Annotated in this window: 21 protein-coding genes; 5 read left to right on the top strand and 16 right to left on the bottom strand. The window is 56.4% G+C overall.

Annotated elements, in window-relative coordinates; genetic code table 11:
• Positions 1–3 precede the first annotated feature (3 nt).
• On the top strand, positions 4–135 hold the full coding sequence (locus HF921_RS05580; RefSeq protein ID WP_226834357.1) for a helix-turn-helix domain-containing protein: 132 nt from the start codon (positions 4–6) through the stop codon (positions 133–135).
• 126 nt (positions 136–261) lie between these two features.
• Here HF921_RS05580 and HF921_RS05575 read toward each other — a convergent pair whose 3' ends face one another.
• From HF921_RS05575 to HF921_RS05565, 3 genes are all read right to left on the bottom strand, one after another.
• On the bottom strand, positions 262–654 hold the full coding sequence (locus tag HF921_RS05575) for a DUF488 domain-containing protein (RefSeq protein ID WP_215892720.1): 393 nt from the start codon (positions 652–654) through the stop codon (positions 262–264).
• A gap of 92 nt (positions 655–746) precedes the next feature.
• Positions 747–1,193, bottom strand: a complete 447-nt coding sequence (locus HF921_RS05570; protein WP_064218253.1) for a glycine cleavage system protein H — start codon at positions 1,191–1,193, stop codon at positions 747–749.
• Positions 1,190–1,648 carry a hemerythrin domain-containing protein gene (locus tag HF921_RS05565; RefSeq protein WP_064218252.1) on the bottom strand — a complete coding sequence of 153 codons (459 nt, stop codon included), beginning with the start codon at positions 1,646–1,648 and terminating at the stop codon, positions 1,190–1,192. Before HF921_RS05565 ends, HF921_RS05570 begins: the two co-directional genes overlap by 4 nt.
• A gap of 104 nt (positions 1,649–1,752) precedes the next feature.
• On the opposite strand from HF921_RS05565, the gene HF921_RS05560 reads away from it, so the two are divergent.
• Positions 1,753–1,998, top strand: coding sequence for a thioredoxin family protein (locus HF921_RS05560; protein WP_064218251.1), 246 nt, complete (start codon positions 1,753–1,755; stop codon positions 1,996–1,998).
• Positions 1,999–2,016: 18 nt separating this feature from the next.
• Here HF921_RS05560 and HF921_RS05555 read toward each other — a convergent pair whose 3' ends face one another.
• Together HF921_RS05555 and HF921_RS05550 are read right to left on the bottom strand one after the other, a co-directional pair.
• Positions 2,017–3,000, bottom strand: a complete 984-nt coding sequence (locus HF921_RS05555; RefSeq protein ID WP_064218250.1) for a 2Fe-2S iron-sulfur cluster-binding protein — start codon at positions 2,998–3,000, stop codon at positions 2,017–2,019.
• Positions 3,001–3,063: 63 nt separating this feature from the next.
• On the bottom strand, positions 3,064–3,525 hold the full coding sequence (locus tag HF921_RS05550; RefSeq protein WP_064218249.1) for a globin domain-containing protein: 462 nt from the start codon (positions 3,523–3,525) through the stop codon (positions 3,064–3,066).
• A gap of 376 nt (positions 3,526–3,901) precedes the next feature.
• On the opposite strand from HF921_RS05550, the gene HF921_RS05545 reads away from it, so the two are divergent.
• Positions 3,902–4,825 (top strand): LysR family transcriptional regulator, encoded by a 924-nt coding sequence (locus HF921_RS05545; RefSeq protein WP_064218248.1) that lies wholly within the window; start codon positions 3,902–3,904, stop codon positions 4,823–4,825.
• On the opposite strand, the gene HF921_RS05540 is transcribed toward HF921_RS05545, so the two are convergent.
• Together HF921_RS05540 and HF921_RS05535 are read right to left on the bottom strand one after the other, a co-directional pair.
• On the bottom strand, positions 4,822–5,091 hold the full coding sequence (locus HF921_RS05540; RefSeq protein ID WP_064218247.1) for a hypothetical protein: 270 nt from the start codon (positions 5,089–5,091) through the stop codon (positions 4,822–4,824). The two genes, HF921_RS05545 and HF921_RS05540, sit on opposite strands and share 4 nt — an antisense overlap.
• A 59-nt stretch (positions 5,092–5,150) precedes the next feature.
• Complete coding sequence (locus HF921_RS05535; protein WP_064218246.1) at positions 5,151–5,378, bottom strand: hypothetical protein; 228 nt, start codon at positions 5,376–5,378, stop codon at positions 5,151–5,153.
• 99 nt (positions 5,379–5,477) lie between these two features.
• On the opposite strand from HF921_RS05535, the gene brnA reads away from it, so the two are divergent.
• Positions 5,478–5,741 (top strand): type II toxin-antitoxin system BrnA family antitoxin, encoded by a 264-nt coding sequence (gene brnA / locus HF921_RS05530; RefSeq protein WP_196762809.1) that lies wholly within the window; start codon positions 5,478–5,480, stop codon positions 5,739–5,741.
• A gap of 69 nt (positions 5,742–5,810) precedes the next feature.
• On the opposite strand, the gene HF921_RS05525 is transcribed toward brnA, so the two are convergent.
• From HF921_RS05525 to HF921_RS05500, 6 genes are all read right to left on the bottom strand, one after another.
• Positions 5,811–6,209 carry a type II toxin-antitoxin system VapC family toxin gene (locus HF921_RS05525; protein WP_226834356.1) on the bottom strand — a complete coding sequence of 133 codons (399 nt, stop codon included), beginning with the start codon at positions 6,207–6,209 and terminating at the stop codon, positions 5,811–5,813.
• 11 nt (positions 6,210–6,220) lie between these two features.
• Positions 6,221–6,457, bottom strand: coding sequence for an antitoxin (locus tag HF921_RS05520; protein WP_064218244.1), 237 nt, complete (start codon positions 6,455–6,457; stop codon positions 6,221–6,223).
• A gap of 550 nt (positions 6,458–7,007) precedes the next feature.
• Complete coding sequence (locus HF921_RS05515) at positions 7,008–7,727, bottom strand: hypothetical protein (protein ID WP_215893463.1); 720 nt, start codon at positions 7,725–7,727, stop codon at positions 7,008–7,010.
• Between the two features lie 172 nt (positions 7,728–7,899).
• Positions 7,900–8,430, bottom strand: a complete 531-nt coding sequence (locus HF921_RS05510) for a DedA family protein (RefSeq protein ID WP_081257989.1) — start codon at positions 8,428–8,430, stop codon at positions 7,900–7,902.
• A gap of 250 nt (positions 8,431–8,680) precedes the next feature.
• Positions 8,681–11,221, bottom strand: coding sequence for a DNA mismatch repair protein MutS (mutS, locus tag HF921_RS05505; protein ID WP_215893462.1), 2,541 nt, complete (start codon positions 11,219–11,221; stop codon positions 8,681–8,683).
• Positions 11,222–11,338: 117 nt separating this feature from the next.
• A complete protein-coding gene (locus HF921_RS05500; RefSeq protein ID WP_064218240.1) occupies positions 11,339–12,031 on the bottom strand; it encodes a Bax inhibitor-1/YccA family protein in 693 nt (230 codons plus the stop codon).
• A 231-nt stretch (positions 12,032–12,262) separates the two neighbouring features.
• Here HF921_RS05500 and HF921_RS05495 point away from each other — a divergent pair, with 231 nt between their 5' ends.
• Positions 12,263–12,925: a putative quorum-sensing-regulated virulence factor gene (locus HF921_RS05495; protein ID WP_064218260.1), complete on the top strand. Its 663-nt coding sequence runs from the start codon at positions 12,263–12,265 to the stop codon at positions 12,923–12,925.
• Here HF921_RS05495 and HF921_RS05490 read toward each other — a convergent pair.
• The 3 genes from HF921_RS05490 to HF921_RS05480 all read right to left on the bottom strand — a co-directional run.
• On the bottom strand, positions 12,898–13,524 hold the full coding sequence (locus HF921_RS05490; protein WP_215893461.1) for a class II aldolase/adducin family protein: 627 nt from the start codon (positions 13,522–13,524) through the stop codon (positions 12,898–12,900). The genes HF921_RS05495 and HF921_RS05490 overlap by 28 nt on opposite strands.
• Positions 13,525–13,532: 8 nt before the next feature.
• Entirely contained in the window at positions 13,533–13,931 is a 399-nt protein-coding gene (locus tag HF921_RS05485; RefSeq protein ID WP_064218238.1) for a Smr/MutS family protein, read from the bottom strand.
• Positions 13,931–16,285: DUF3400 domain-containing protein (locus HF921_RS05480; protein WP_215893460.1), on the bottom strand; the 2,355-nt coding region annotated here is incomplete at its 5' end. The genes HF921_RS05485 and HF921_RS05480, both read right to left, overlap by 1 nt.

Here is a 16,285-nt window from a genome sequence, read left to right as displayed (position 1 = left end):
CGTTTGGGCCTGGCGCCGGAAACCCTGTCGCGGGTGTTGACCCGCATACGTAAGGCCGGACTCATAGAAGTGGAACGCCGGATGATTATTGTCCCCGACCCGCCTGCCCTACGGCGCTGGGCCGAAGGGCATTGATCCGCGCGATCCGCGTCAAGGGCTGGGCTGCTGCACGCTTTTACAATAATCGTGCGACTTGGTTAGGGGCGTTTGCAGCAAACAGCCGAAAAGCGTGGGTGTGCAGCCTTTGGGCGAGCTGGCCGCTTAGGCACTGCCGGAATCTGATCCCGCGAATGCCCGTAAAAAATCGCGGAGCACCAACGCACCGTTGTGCTCTTGGTCGTGGGCAGCGTAAAGCAGGATAACAGGTGCCCCGGCGGCTTCGGCCAGCAGCGTCAGAGCGGCTTCTTTTCGTGTGGCCAGTTCCGCCAGGTAGCGGCTGCGGAATTCGTTCCAGCGCTCGGGATCGTGGGCGAACCACTGGCGCAGGGCGGTGCTGGGGGTGAGGTCTTTGGGCCAGGCGTCCAGCGAGAGGTCGGCCTTGCGCACGCCACGAGGCCAGAGGCGCTCAGCCAGTACGTGGTAGCCCATGGGAAGGGGACGTACATATACGCGCCACGTCGTGATTTCAATGCGCTGAGAGCGGTCCGAAGTCATTTTATGTCCTTGCTCGCTTATTTAGGTTATCGTCCTTTTGCAGGCGGAGCGCAGAAGGTGAAAATAATCCAGCCCTGTATACTTTAATGCCCTCACTCAGAGCAGCGCATACACTGCACATCGTAACGCTTTATCCAGGCTTCCAGTGCTTCAATAGCTTCGGGTCCGGTTTTAACATTATCCAATGCATGTTGCGGATCATCGGGTTTTATCCGGGCGATCCAGGCGTCGCTATAGGGGGCAACATTAATCAAGTGCGGATCTTCTAGCAGCGCTTCATTGCGGGCTATGACTTCACCGGCAAATGGTACTGGTACGCCGCCAGCCCATTTACCACTTTCCAGTGTGGCTACATGCCGTCCGGCATCCAGATGGGTGCCGATTTTTTTAATTCTGGCCTTTTGTAAACGCCCCGACATGGTTTGGGCGGGATCCGTGATCCCAATAGTCAGGGTGCCATCATCTTCTGGGCGCAGCCATACATAGTCGAGATCGTAAAACAGATCCTCAGGCAATTCACAGCCGTGATATTCACTCATGATGGCGTCTCCGCTTCACAGGCCAGAATGCGTTTGCCCGCTGCTTCACCGCGATCCGGTAAGGCGGCTGCGAGATAGGGATAGAGTTCCGTCTCTTCCTTGGCATCGTGTTGTTTGAGGATGGTTTGCACAGTGCTCAGCAGATCGTCGAAGCTTTCCGCGTCCTGATCCTGGATGGCTTCAGCCATTTCCTCAAAAAATATCCGCAGATCCTGATGGCCCTTACGTAGCAACGTGGTCAGTGGGTGATCGTCATCCCCCTCCTTACGCTCGAAGGCTGGGAAAAGTGTGCTTTCTTCCACCATCATATGGCCATCGACAAGCCCGTGGCGGAATACCTCCAGTAAATGGGCCGCCTCCCGCCATGCCCCAGCCGAAACAGCGTGCGCGCTCTGTTCCAATAGCTGATCCAGGTGTTCATGGTCGTGTTGCATAATCTGGTCTATATCGGCCATAACGTTCTCCATGGTGTGGGAAATGATGTTGGGCGGCGTGAGCTATGCTAATATTTGGACGTGTACCCATAATGCTAGACTAGTATCCTTAGATAAGGCGAAATATGAAAGTACAAATACTGGTTTCAAAGTGGTGTCCTGTTTGCCCCCAGGCAGAAAAGGTTTGGAAAGAAGCATCCCAGAAAATGCCTATGGAGCTGGAGGTGCTGGATGTCGCTGATCGTGAAGGGCGCGAAATAGTCAGCAACCTGCGTATTAAGACCGTTCCGGCCATCGTGGTGGATGGCGTCCTGAAAACGGTAGGTGCGCAGCCTTTGGGCGAAGTGCTGAAGATGCTCGGCGCATCATAAACGCGGTATCGTAGAACACTATCCATTAGGCGCAAAAGCATCGAAGTGAATATGGTCATGCTGCACTTCATGGGAGAGTAACAGATCGATGGCGGCTTCTATCATGCCAGGGCCACCGCAGAGATATACTTCATGATCCTTCCAGTGACCGCTGGCGGCAACAGTGGGCAGGAGTCGGTGGGCGCCGGTCCAGGAAGTGTCTTGCGTATCAGAAAGTGTCGGTGTGATGGTGATATGCGGATATTGTTGTGACCATTTGGCCAGTTCTTCCAGATGATAAAAATCGGCCTGTTTCCTGGCTCCGTAAAAAAGATGGATTGGCCGGGTTCGGCCTAAAGCGATGCTTTCATGAATAATGGCCTCAATGGGGGACAGACCGGTTCCGGCGGCAATGCAAAGCATATCTCGGTCATTATCGGAATGCAGGGTAAATTCGCCTTGTGCACTGCCTAGCATTAATTGATCGCCGATTTGTGCCTCGTGAAAAAGCCACTGACTAAATATGCCGCCGGGTAATTCACGGATATGAAATACCAGTGTTCCGGTGGCATCTGGTGGCGTTGCCATGGAATAAGAACGCCACTGATCCGGATGCCCCGGTATCGCGATGCGGGCATATTGCCCGGTTCGGTAGGGATAAGGCCGTTCTGGTTGCAGCCGTAACTCCAGTACATTCCAGGCCAGCGGTGTGAGCCGGGTAATCGCGGCCGTCCAAGTGTCTTTCGGAACCACCTCGGCACGTAAATGCAGGTCACTGCGTGGATACAGTTTACAGAGAATGGCCATGCCGGCGGCGCGTTCCGTAGGTAGGAGCAGCAGTGGCATAAAAGGCCCTTGTTCGCTGTCGCCGGACAAAATGGTGCCTTTGCAATCTCCACAGGAACCACTGGCGCAACCATGTTTAATGGGAATTCCGTGCTGTTTCGCCGCTTCGACAATATTTTGGCCGGCATCCGCCATAAAGCGGATGCCGGATGGTTCCAGACAGATTTCATATTCCATAACAGGCATACCTCAAAATAATGGCGTACCTGAGCAACTGGTACGCCAATGGCAAGGTGTCGATCAGACGGCGGCAGGTACGTCGTCGATGTTTACCGGGATGAAGCGGGAAGGAGCCATGGCCTCGTAGGCCGCCTCAATGCAAACGCCGGCGGCCAGGTTATAAGCTTCAATCCAGGATTCCGCCATTTCCTGCGTCCAGGCCGCACCCAGGAAATGCTTCAGGGTATTGAGCAGGCTTTTGCCGACGATGGGGTAATGTTCCGGGCGAGTGTCGTATTTAATGTGCCCGATACCGAGTTCCTTCAGATAGGGGACCAACACTTCCATGGTGTCGATATTGGTGGCGATCAGAATGACAGAATTGAATAGACGTATCCGTTGCTCCGTCATGTCCCCCGGAAACATTTTCCGCACTTCAGGGTAGTGGGTGAACATATAGTTATAAAAATGCGCGGCAACCGGAACGCCTAAGTCCTTAACCGCCGCGCCGCTGGATTTGATGAGTTGGATATTGATAGCCATCTGTTGTTGCTCCTTCTGGTTGAACCATGGATTTAACTTTAGTAAAACGCCATTCGTTTTGCGAGTTTAGCCGGTTGCCTGTGCGCATTCCTTGACTTCGGTCAAGTTTGGCGTGCGTCAGCGCCGACCCACGCGTTCTATCGCGAAGGATGGCGGTGGCGTGTTGCGGGAATGCCGTAACTCCTTATCGTATATAGCAGTTTGGTATCCTCGATCTGGTGTGGCGGTGAGCGCTGGTATCGGGGCGGTCATATGGAGGGAAGATGTCATGGGTGCTTGCATTTGCTATTTTCCGGAAGACACCGTGATAATACGGCCCGTTAAAATATAGGTCAAATTGGAAATTTATAACTAACCTATAGGGAATATCAGATATATGGATACTGAACTTTTGCTGACTTTTCTGATGGTGGCCCGCTCCGGGGGGATCAGTGCTGCGGCCAGGGCACTGCATCGCAGTCAGCCGACGGTGACGGAACGTTTACAGAAACTCACCCAGCACGTGGGGGAACCTCTCACCATGCGCAGTGGCCGCGGTATTCGCCTTACGCCGGCCGGGGAGGCGTTGCTTGCCACCGCGCAGCGGCTGCGCGATGTGGTCGACGAATTTGACGACATCGTGTTGCGCCGACAGCGCTTGCAAAACGGGGTGTTGCGCATTGCCGCGACCAATACGGTGGCCAATTATTTTCTGCCGCAATGTTTGGTGGCCTTTCAGCGCCAGTTCCCCGATGTGGAACTCCAACTGCGCGGCGGCATCATCGACTGGTCAGACATTTCGCTGTCCGACTGGGATTTGTTTTTTCTGGAAGGCGAAGCGGATCTGGAAGAGTTGCCCTCCTACTATATGGTGACGCCATGGTTACACGATGAAATAATGACGATTTTCCCGGAGGGGCACCCGCTGCTGGCACAAGACGATCTCAGCCTGGAGAGCCTCATGTCTTACCCTATAATCTGGCGGGAACGTGCCTCGGGCATTCGGCGCTCCGTGGAGCAGGTGTTTCGTGATGCGCACTTGATGCCCAAACAATCCATCGAAGTGACCGGTGTCGAGGCGGTCGGCGCCGCCGTGGATGCAGGATTGGGCATCGGTTTTGTGACTGCCGCAGCCTTGCGCCGCCGAAAAGACTGGCGCGTCAATGCACGCCGCTTACCGGCACCGCACGGCATTCAATGGACGCTGTATATGGCCAGACCGCAGCCCATTTACCAGTCCCATACCATTCAGGCATTTCTGCAATTTCTGGATGCGGATGCAGTGCATACTTCAGACACTGCAGCCGCATTGCCGCGTTAAGCGTCCTGCACTTCTTCCGTCGACGCGGTTACGGGGATCATGGACTCCGCCGCGTCTATTACCCCACGCTCGGCCTCCAGCACATCTCCCTTGGCACGTTCCCGCTCTACCAGACTGATGATCCGGGCCACCTGTGCGGGTTTTACCGCGAGGTACTCGGCTATTGCCTTGATGTCTTCCTTCAGTTGCGTCTGTATGGAGTTGATGCCCTCCCGGCGATTGATGATGTCTTCTATGGCCGCGCGGGCCTTGTGATCCAGTTCCAAAGTAACTCCCTGATTTGTGTGTGGTCGGTCCTAAAGCCATTTTTGTCTAAGGCAGTTTATCACGGTCGCACGGTGAAAGGCTCCGTGGCGGGTCGATTTTGTGCGGCGCGCCGTAAGGTGGCCGTTTGCTGCGACTGTTGAAGTACCACAGACTCCATAGCGGACGTGGTGGGGCAGGGCTGATAACCTTTGTCCTGATGCCCAAGCCAGAGGCCAACCAGTGTGCCAAAGACCAGAATGCCCGCCGTCTTGGGCCACAACTGCGATGCAGAACGATGGGGTGCCATGTGATACCTCCTTCAGCGTGTACTGTATAAAAATACAGTACACGCTGAAGGGGCTCATGGCAAGTGAGACACCCTGAATCTTGTGGACATATTCGCGACATGCTGATTCACGACAATCAGTTCCCGCAGTCGTCGTCACCTACAGGGATGCAACTATTCGACTTGTTTCTGTTCGTCGACCACGAACTGGGGAGGCAGCACTATATGAAAGCTAAAACGTTCGATAAACAGTTTGATGAGGGTGTTGATATTACCGCTGCTCTGGAGTTATCCAAGGCGAAACGCGTGTTGCAGGAGCAAAAGCGCGTTAATGTCGATTTTCCTACGTGGATGATTGAATCATTAGATCGAGAACGTAGTTGATCCGGATGCCGAGGATCAACAAGACCACTTGGACAAACTCGACAGCGAGACAGGATTTCGTTGAAAGGGCTATTGCGCACCGGATGACAGCCAGTTCTCGATCATGACGCCGGGATATTTGGCAAAATCCCTTGTGTTGTTGGTAACGATCGTCACGCCTAGCGCGACGGCATGGGCGGCAATGAGCTTATCCAGCGTATCTCTCTTGCTTTCGCTGGTTGCCTGCCGGATCGGGCCATAGGCAACGCCAGCCGGCGCATCGAAAGCGATCACCGGGATGTCTTCTGTCAGCGCCGCAAGGTTAGCCCGTTCGCGATCAGGATCTGCGGAAACGGCAACGCCATATTCCAGTTCCGCGTAGGTAATAGCCGACATCACTACGTCACCTACATAGCACTGAGCGAAACGTTGAGCGACTTTCTCAGGCTGATGCTTTATCAAGTAAATACACATATTGGTATCGAGCATGTAACGCGGCATCACAGCGTGTCTCTCTCGGTTTGTTCCTGGTCGCCACGACCATCCGCCATAAAATTGGGGGAGAACCGGGCAAACTTCGACAGCACGCCGGCTAGCGGGCGGTGGGCGGGGCGAATGCGGATTTCGTCGCCTTCCCGCTCGATTTCCACTTCTATGTCGGAGCGCTCATAGGCTAGATCGGCAGGGATTCGCACTGCTTGCGAATTGCCGTTTTTGAAAACGCGAGTGGTGTGCATGGTAGTCTCCAATAAGTGTGTACCATGTGTGTACTGTAATCCAGGGCAAGGCCAAAGTAAACACACGAATGTACAAACTGCCGGGCTCATAACTACCAGTTCAGACTGTAGACCAATCCCGTCTGTATTGACTTGGGTTGGGCGGCCTGTCCGGTTCCCCAGGTCTTGACTGAAGCCAGCAGTACATCACCTCTTTTGAGATAGGACAATCCTCCCCTAAAGCCAACTTTGACAGGCATACCCACCGCCGAGAGGATCCGGTTGGCATATCTACCCACCTTGCATTTGTGTAGCAAAAATGTACTTTTGGCTCATGAAGATAACTGTCCTCGATTGGGATAGCTGGTTCGGCCAAAATGCGGAAATCATGACTGTTCAGTGACAAAAAGGTGTTATCCGAGCGGAAGCGGCTTCGCCCGCGTGAACCTCCGCGCGCGCTACCTGCGTGAGACTGTGTTACCCAGCATCGTCAGGTGCAAATTGTATGGCACGGGAAGCCCTGACACTTCATTCCAAGGGGGCTCTGCCTATCGGTGACGCATCCCTGAATTCAGACGTTAGTCCCCGCTCCCCAAATCCCACCATGGTGGTCGCTCTTGTTGCGCTGTTGGCCAGAATACAAACAAACACGGACTGGAAAGAATCCCGTGGAGCTTTTCAATGAAACCTCCAATGCTTCTGGCTGTTGCGTGCCAAATAATGGAAAGGTGCGGTTTCCAACTTCCAGCATGCGGCCCACGCCAAGTGAGTTATTGTTTTTTGAGGCGCCATCATGGACGGCGGGGTAGATGGCCATATTGGGCAATGGCGACACATACAGGAAAAATGACCATAAAACCAAAATCGTTCCACCTATCCATCGAGTCGCATGGCGACCATCACGAAGATTGTTTTGGTGGTCTGCCGGCAACGACATGCCAATGATGGTTGCTTCATGAATATTTTTTGCGCGAATCATGCCGGGCAGACGTGTATATCCTTGTCGTATTAGCTGGTTTCCTTTCAAGCGGTTCCCGAAATAACCCAGTAGAGCTTTGGCCATCCAGGCGGAAAAATTGACGGCCATCCATAAGGATGGCAGATGATGGATAGCGGGGAAGTTCTTGTAAGGCATCCACGCGAAAAATGAAAAGGCCACGATATTCAGGAGAAAAAAGAATATTCCAACACCCCACAATCTTTTGGCGAACGCCCAAAACCAGGTGAAGAAGAATCCTGGGTAGGAGAATCCGTCCTTGACAGCAACAATATCAGTGTCTTTGCGGTACATCCTATAGATTCTCATGATCTCCCTTTTCGGCACTGCTCAAAGCACCTGCGGGTTTCAGTTGGTGGAGGACATGCAGGTGGTCGTCCCAACGATGATTCAGAAAATAGACGCCGCGTCCCCGGCAGGGTCCACCATACGTGCCAGGTCGTGAGCCAAGACCGACATAAGGCTGCTAGGCGGGAATCTGTGCCGCCAGCATATAGGCTCCACCGCTCCATGCGCACACCCACAATATGCCGCCGACCGCGCTCCAGATCGCAAAGACCGGAAATCCCATTTCCGCACTGCCGGCGATGTAGCCCTGTAACTGGCGCAGTGGCACGATAAAGCGGCCGATGGCTACGACTGGTGCACCGAAACGATGAAAAAAATGATGGACTCTGTCCACCATGGACGGTTTGATCCAGACGTGGTGACCATACCGCAAAAGCCCCTTGTGCCCGTAACGCGCACCCAAAGCGTAGGCAAGGTAGCCACCCAAGACGGCGGCTAGAATGCCCAGCGGAATGACCAGCCAGATCGGAAATACGCCTTTGGCGGCCAGAAACCCGGCGGTTACGATGACGGCCTCCCCGGGTGCGAAAACAATGCCCAGGTTTTCGATGAACAGGATGCCAACCAGGGCCCACAGCCCATAAGTGTGGAGCATGGGCGTTGCCGTGGTAATCAGATAGGTGAAAGTGCTAATGAACCAGTGCATCATAAGCCACTGCGTCGCGCCGAACTTCTTCAGTTATGCCGGAGGCAAGCCCGTCAACATGCGGAATGGACCCTTCCTTCATACCGATACTTAGATTATTTTGAGTGGCGAAGCGTAGCAATTTCGCCCGGTCCGATGGTCGGAATTTCCACCTGTCTTGGAGCATTACGCCTTCAATAACAATGAGCATATCTGGTTTCCCCCTGTTTTGTGATAGTGGACGATCAGGTTTCTGTGCGTGCCTCAGCCTGTTTTATTGTGCCAATTCTTTGAGTGTATAGAGCAGATCCAGAGCCTGCCTGGGGCTGAGTTGGTCCGGTTCCAGTTGACTTAATCGATGCACCGCCGGATGTGGAGCGACCTGGAAGAGGGGCAACTGGGCGGGTACTGTATTGCTGACCGATTGCTGGGCGATGTCTTCCAGTTGAATGAGTCGTTGGCGAGCGCGCCGCACGACTGAATCTGGAACTCCGGCAAGCTTGGCAACCGCCAGTCCGTAGCTCTGGGTGGCCGGACCACTCTCCACCCGATGCAGGAATACGACCTGATCCCCTTGCGTCAAAGCGTCGAGATGGGCGTTACGCAGGCCGGGAAGATCCAGTTCCGTCAGTTCAAAATAGTGGGTGGCGAAGAGCGTGCAGGCGCCCCGTTCCACCAGTGCCTCGGCCGTGGCCCAGGCGATGGAGAGGCCATCATAAGTGGCGGTGCCTCGCCCGATTTCATCCAGAATCACCAGGCTTTGGGCCGTGGCGAGATGGAGGATGCGCGCTGTTTCGCTCATTTCCACCATGAAGGTGGAGCGACCACCGGCCAGATCGTCGGCAGCGCCGATGCGGGTGAAAATCTGGTCGATGGGGCCAATGACGGCTTCGCGGGCAGGCACCCAGCTGCCGATGTGGGCGAGCAGGACGATGAGCGCTGTTTGCCGCATGTAGGTGGATTTGCCGCCCATATTGGGACCGGTGATAAGCAGCATCCGCTGCTCTTTATCAAAATCGAGATCGTTGGGCACGAAATTACTGCCGATCTGGGCTTCTACGACGGGATGGCGGCCGTCGCGGACGTGTAAAAGCGATTCTGTGACGAAATGCGGGGCATACCAGTGCAGGGTGATGGCGCGTTCAGCCAGCGTGCTGAGACCGTCCAGTTCGGCGACGGCGGTCATGGCGTCTTGCAGGGCCGGTACTTCGGGGGCTGCCGCTTCCAGGATTCGCATGAAGAGCAGGCGCTCCCGGCTCAGGGCCAGACTCTCTGCCGAGAGGGCCTGATCTTCGATTACTTTCAGGGCGTCATTGATGTAGCGTTCCGCGTTCTTGGTGGTTTGGCGGCGGCGATAGTCGTCGGGAATGGGTCCTTGGTAGCTGCGGCTGATTTCTATGTAAAAGCCATGCACCCGATTGAACTGGATTTTGAGCTGGGCGATGCCGGTGCGCTGGCGTTCCTGCTGCTCCAGATCACGCAGCACCTCCTGCAAATTCTGGCTGAGTTGCTGCAGTCGATCTAACTCGGCATCGTAACCGGCACGAATGTAACCACCATCCCGCTGGGTCATGGGCGGGGCATCCACTAAGGACTCTTCCAGCAGCGTGCGGAGGGCGGCAAAGAGCGCTATGCGCTCCTGATAAACAGTCAATGCAGGATGCCCTGTTTCTTCGACGGCGGTGCGCAGCGTGGGTAGCGCCTGCAAGGTGCTGCGAAGTTGGGCGAGATCACGGGGGCTCGCCCTATTCAGGGCGACGCGGGTGAGAATGCGTTCCGCGTCCGCGATACCGTGCAAGGCCTTCTGGATGGTGATTGGCCCGCTGCCTTGGGTGAGCGCTGCGACGACTTCCTGACGGGCCGCAAGCACGGGTCCTTGGCGTAGTGGTCGCAGAAGCCAGCGACGGAGCAAGCGGGCGCCCATGGCCGTCTGGGTTTTTTGCAACAAAGTGAGCAAAGTGGGACCATTTCCTTGCAGGCTTTCCACCACTTCCAATGCCCGCAAGGCGGTCGCGTCCAGATAGAGTTCTTCTTCAGTGCGCTCCGGGTGAATTCGCTGAATTTGGGTCAGATTGCTGCGCAGTTGGGTCTCGGCATAACTCAGGAGCGCGGCGGCGGCGCGTAGGGCGAGGGGCCAGTCGTTGCACCCGAAACTCGCCAGTCGTTCCCCAAAATAGCGTTCAAGTACTGCCTCGGTGCGCCGAGTTTGAAAGCCGGTTTTCTCCAGGAGTTGCAATTTTTGCGGGTCGATTCCGACTGGAAGCGACGTATCTTCCGGGGCGATGATTTCTGCGACGGGACGCCGCGCTATGGCATCTGCGATGGCGGTGTCGGCTACCTCACTCACCATGAGGCGTCCTCCGGCGGCATCCAGCCAGGCCAGGCCACAACGCGGACCGTCCGGACAGAGGGCCAGGAGCAGAGGCTCCTGGCCGGCATCCAATAAGGCACCGTCAATGATGGTACCGGGGGTGATGACCCGCACGATGGCGCGTTCCACGGGACCTTTGGCGGTGGCCGGATCGCCAATCTGCTCACCGATGGCCACCCGTTCGCCCAGACGCACCAGTTTCGCGAGATAGCCATCTACGCTCTGGACGGGTACCCCCGCCATGGGAATAGCCTGTCCTGCGCTTTGTCCACGGCTGGTGAGGGTGATGCCGAGGAGGCGGGCGGCTTTTTCAGCATCGTCAAAGAATAGCTCATAGAAATCCCCCATGCGATAGAAAAGCAGCGCATCCGGGCATTGTTCCTTCAGCCCGAAATACTGACGCATCATGGGGGTGTGGTTTTGCAGAGGAGTAGGATCAGTCATGGTTTATCAAACGGGAAAAGGCGATGTCTGACATCTCCGATGGCGATATGGCAAACACTTGCGTGCCATGCGTTCAGAAAAATCGTCCCTCCCAGCGATGCAGGAAGGACGCGGTGATTAATTGCGGTTGCCCCCGAAGATTTCGAGCAATGCCATGAAGAGATTGATGATATCCAGGTAGAGGCCGACAACAAGCAGGACAGGCTCTTGAATGCCGCCGCGAATCATACGCTGGGTGTCAAAAAGGATCAGGCCGCTGAAGACCAGTACCAGTACGCCGGCAATGGCCAGTTGCAATGCGGGGATATGGAGCAGGAAGATGTTCAGCAGAGAGACCACGATGGCCAGCACCAGGCCGGTGATCAGGAAGCCGCCGATGTTGCTGAAATCCCGTCGAGTGGTCAGGGCATACGCGGACAGTCCAACAAACATGGCCGCGGTAGTACCCAAGGCCTCGGCAATGATCGAGGCGCCACCCGGCATTCGCAGATACGTCTCAATGGCCGGGCCCATCATCATGCCCATGCCGCCGGCGAACAGGAAAACCAGGGGAACCGCAAGGGGACTGCGGTGCGCACCGGTGTACTGCACCGCAAAGAGCAGGGCAAAGGAACCGATCATCAGGATGAAGGGATGCTGGTAGGCGAATGCCGAGTGCATGCCATACACCGAGGCAACGGCAGACACCACGAGGGTGGCGGCGAGCAGTGCATAGGTTTTGCCCATGAGTGCGCCAATGGATGTGCCACTGCCAACTCCTGCCGGATTCATGCTGTCTGGAAACTGGTACGGGTTCTGGTCCTGGTTCATGTTTTGACTCCTGTGAACTAACACGTCGACATGATAACGTAAATTACGTATTTTTACTCTCCCCTGTATGAATGGGGTTGCCAGATGAAAAAAGCAACGTCTGGATAAAGCGGTAGTGTAAACAATGAGCTGTTGTGTTTTTCGCAGGGTTCCATCGGGCATGGGCGCTTGCCCATTGCGAAGCAGGCATTTACCCTGCATTTTTTCGCCGGATCCGGGATGAGGTTTTGTATGCGCGCATTGATTTTTGATACCGAAACGACGGGCCGGGTGGAGCCTGATCTGATTGAGGCGGCCTGGCTGGCGGTGAGCGATCTGAAGACGCTGGCGGTGGAGGAACAGTTTGTACAGCGTTACCGACCGGCCAAGCCCATTGAGATGGGAGCGATGGCGGTACACCATATTCTCGAGGAAGATCTGTTGGAAAGCCCACCCGCGAGCAGCTTTCAGTTGCCTGAAGACACAGGGTATCTGGTTGGTCATAGCATAGATTACGACTGGGGGGTGATCGGTAAGCCCGACGTCAAGCGCATCTGCACTTATGCCATGACCCGCAAGCTCTGGCCAGAGGTGGATAGCCATTCCCAGTCGGCATTGATGTATCACTTCAGCAAGGATAAGCACAAGACCCGGGATAACCTCAAAAACGCCCACTCCGCACTGGCGGACGTGAAGTTTTGCCGGATTCTGTTGAACAAGGTCATTCTCTCGGTGCGACCCCATTCCTGGGAAGATTTATGGGAGTTCAGCGAGCGCGCACGGATTCCCGAGACGATGCCTTTCGGCAAGCACAAGGGTGTGAAAATTGCCGATCTGCCCGATGATTACCGACGCTGGGCCCTCAATAATCTCACCGATATGGACTTCTACCTGCGCAAGGCGCTGGAGGCCTGAGCTTCGGCAACGGCGTTTAACAGCACGGCGCCGATCTCTCCGGCGTCATGGCCCGCGGCGATGAGCCCGTCTTCGTGGCCGGCCATCCGGATGAGCAGGGGTAACCGACCCTGTCCAGCGAGGTGAGATACGGCCAGGGCCATGGCGGGGGTGCCGTATTCTGCAGCCGGAGGGGTGGCTGGCAACCCCAGAACCGCGGCTTGTTGCCAGAGCAGCGGATCATGAATGTGGAAGACCCAGAGAATTTCCGGATGGGCGTCATAGCAGGCCGCATGGCTGAGGGCTTCTGAGGAGGGTGGCTGTGGTCCCTCGGCCCCGAGTTGGTTGTGGACAATATCCCAGCGGGTGACCTGACAGAAATGGTCGGGTGTTAAAGTGGCGAGGTGACCTGTTTGGGTGGCAGTGATCAGAAAACCGCCGTCGCAACGACAACTCACGTTACCAAAACCGATGCCGCCGTAACGGGCGGGATCAGCACCAATCAGGCCGTGGGCATGTAGTACATCGCGCCAACGGCTGAGCAGGCACCGGTCTGGACAGTCAATGACAGGACCCGCCTGCCAGTCCAGGTGAAATTTGCTGACGCCCTCCTGAGCCATGTTTATCCTTAGCGTTTAACGAAAATACGTTGCAGCAGACGATACCAGCCGGGTGCCGATTCCAGCATCTGTGCCTTTGAAGCCGGTGCACTGCGGGGTGGTAAGGGAACGCCCGGCGGATAAATATCGACCAGGGTTGCACCCCAACCGCTGCGGTCATTGGCCAGACGAAAATTCCGGACCATGGGCTCGCGGCGGAGCAGCGTGTGGACGGTTTCGCGGAGTATGCCCTTGCCTTTACCGTGGATGATACGAATTTCCGTGACGTGAGCAGCGCGACAGCTGCGGAGGTATTCGCGGATCAGGTCGGGCACTTCTTTGGGGCGGAACGCGTGCAGGTCGAGAATACCATCGATCGCGGTCAGTACGGGTGCTGCCTTAATGTTGGGCGAAGGGTTCGGGGCCATCAGAGTAAAACCCGCTCAATACCCCCCTGGTGGGTGGCATCAATGAAACTCTGCTGCCATTGCGCTCCAAGTATCGTACGCGCCAGTTCGACGACGATGTAGTCGGTGTCGAGACCCGTGTCTTCGCGATAACGTTCCAGGCCCTGCTGGCAGGCCGGGCAACTCGTGAGTAGTTTGACGTTGCCGTTCTCCGCGCGCTCTTTACCGGTGAGTTGGAGGATGCCCTCCTTGAGTACCTCCTCCTTGCGGAAGCGCAACTGGGTCGCGACGTCCGGGCGGCTGCTGGCCAAGGTGCCGGCTTCGCCGCAGCAGCGGGCGGAGTCCAGCACCTGTTGCCCGAGCAACTGTGACGCCACGGCCTGGGGTTTGTACGTCTTCATGGGGCTGTGGCAGGGATCATGATAGAGATACTGCACGCCCTTTACACCGTCCAGCGCGACACCCCGTTCCATCAGATATTCATGGATATCCAGCAGGCGGCAGCCGGGAAAAATCTGCTGGAACTGGTATTGCAGCAGTTGGTCCATGCAGGTGCCGCAGGACAGGATGACCGTTTTGATATCCAGATAATTCAGGGTATTGGCGACCCGGTGAAAGAGCACCTGGTTGCGTATCGAAATTTCCTGACCTTTGTCTTCCTGCCCGCCCGCCGTCTGCGGATAGCCGCAGCAGAGATAGCCGGGCGGCAGCACGGTCTGCGCGCCAACATGATGCAACATGGCCAGCGTCGCCAAGCCGATCTCGCTGAAGAGCCGCTCACTGCCGCAACCGGGGAAATAGAACACCGCATCGCTGCCGTCCGTGACCTTGGCGCTGTCGCGGATGATAGGGACCGTCTTGTCGTCGACAATGGCGAGGAGTTGACGCATGGTCTGCGCACCCATCTTGGTGGGCAGAGGTTTGCGCAGGAAGTGGATGACTTCGGCGCGTATCGGCGCTTTACCGGTGGTGGCCGGTGGTGGCCCCTTGGGCAACAGCGGTCTGGCGATTTTGTGGGCCAGGGCTTGTGCCTTGTACGCGGTTTGCAGGACGACCCGCCGCAGAAAGTGGACTTTGCCGGGTTCGGCGGCATTGAGATAGCTCATGGCCAGCCGGGTGCCGAGGTTGAAGGACTTTTCACCGCGTGCCCGGAGAATGTTACGCATGTGAATGGAGACCTTGCCGAAGTCAATATCCACCGGGCAGGGTGTCTCGCACTTGTGGCAGGTGGTGCAATGGTCGGCCACATCGTTGAGGGCGGCAAAATGTTGCTGAGAAACGCCGCGCCGGGTCTGCTCCTCATAGAGAAAGGCCTCGATGAGCAGGCCGGTGGCAAGGATCTTGTCGCGCGGTGAGTAGAGCAGATTGGCGCGGGGGATATGGGTCATGCAGACCGGCTTGCATTTGCCGCAGCGCAGACAGTCCTTGATCTCACGATTGAGGGCACCCAGCTCGCTGGCTTCCAGCAACAGCGCTTCCTGTTCCACCAGTTGTAAAGAGGGCGTATAGGCAGTTTCCAGCCCGGAGCCCGCCAGCAGCTTGCCCGGATTGAAGAGGCCGTCCGGATCCACTTTGGCCTTATAAGCCGCGAAAGCGGCAATCTTTTCCGGTTCCAGCCAGCGCATCTTGGTGATGCCGATGCCGTGTTCGCCTGAGATGACGCCGCCCAGTTTCTGGGCGATGGCCATAATCCGGTCCACCACCCGGTCGGCCTCGTGGAGCATGGCGTAGTCGCTGGAGAACACCGGGATGTTGGTGTGAATGTTGCCATCGCCGGCGTGCATGTGCAGGGCAACAAAAAGACGGGCACGGCGTACTTCTGCGTGGATTTCGCGGATACGCGACCGCACGGCAGCAAATGCATCGCCGGCGAACAGCGCCTCCAGCGGCTTGCCGACGTGCTCCCGGTAACTGACGCGCAGGGCACCGCGCAGCAGGAGACCGGCCAGGGTATCATCGGGATGCACGGCGGACAGCATGTGCGCATCCAGTAGTTCCGGATGCTCCATGGCCAGCATGTCCAGCTTCTCCAGCAGCGATCGCCAGCGCTGACGCGTATCGCTGATCAGTGCCTTGGCGGCGGACTTTTTGGCGTCGACGATGGCCTGATCTTCACTGCTTTCTTCATAATCCTTGGCTTTGCGGATTTCTGCGAGATCACCGGAGACATATTCCTCCAGTGCGCTGAGGCTGGCCAGTTTACTGCTGATGGACTGCTCGATATTGATACGCTCGACCGCGCGGCTATACTCCGCCAGCCTCTCCAGAGGAATGACCACATCTTCATTGATTTTGAACGCATTGGTATGGGCGGAAATGGCGGCGGTGCGGCTGCGGTCGGCCCAGAATCGGCGTCTTGACTCGGGCGTAGTGGC

This window comes from Acidithiobacillus ferriphilus (assembly GCF_018854775.1).
GTDB classification, from domain to species: domain Bacteria; phylum Pseudomonadota; class Gammaproteobacteria; order Acidithiobacillales; family Acidithiobacillaceae; genus Acidithiobacillus; species Acidithiobacillus ferriphilus.
This window is presented reverse-complemented; position numbering and strand designations above follow the sequence as displayed.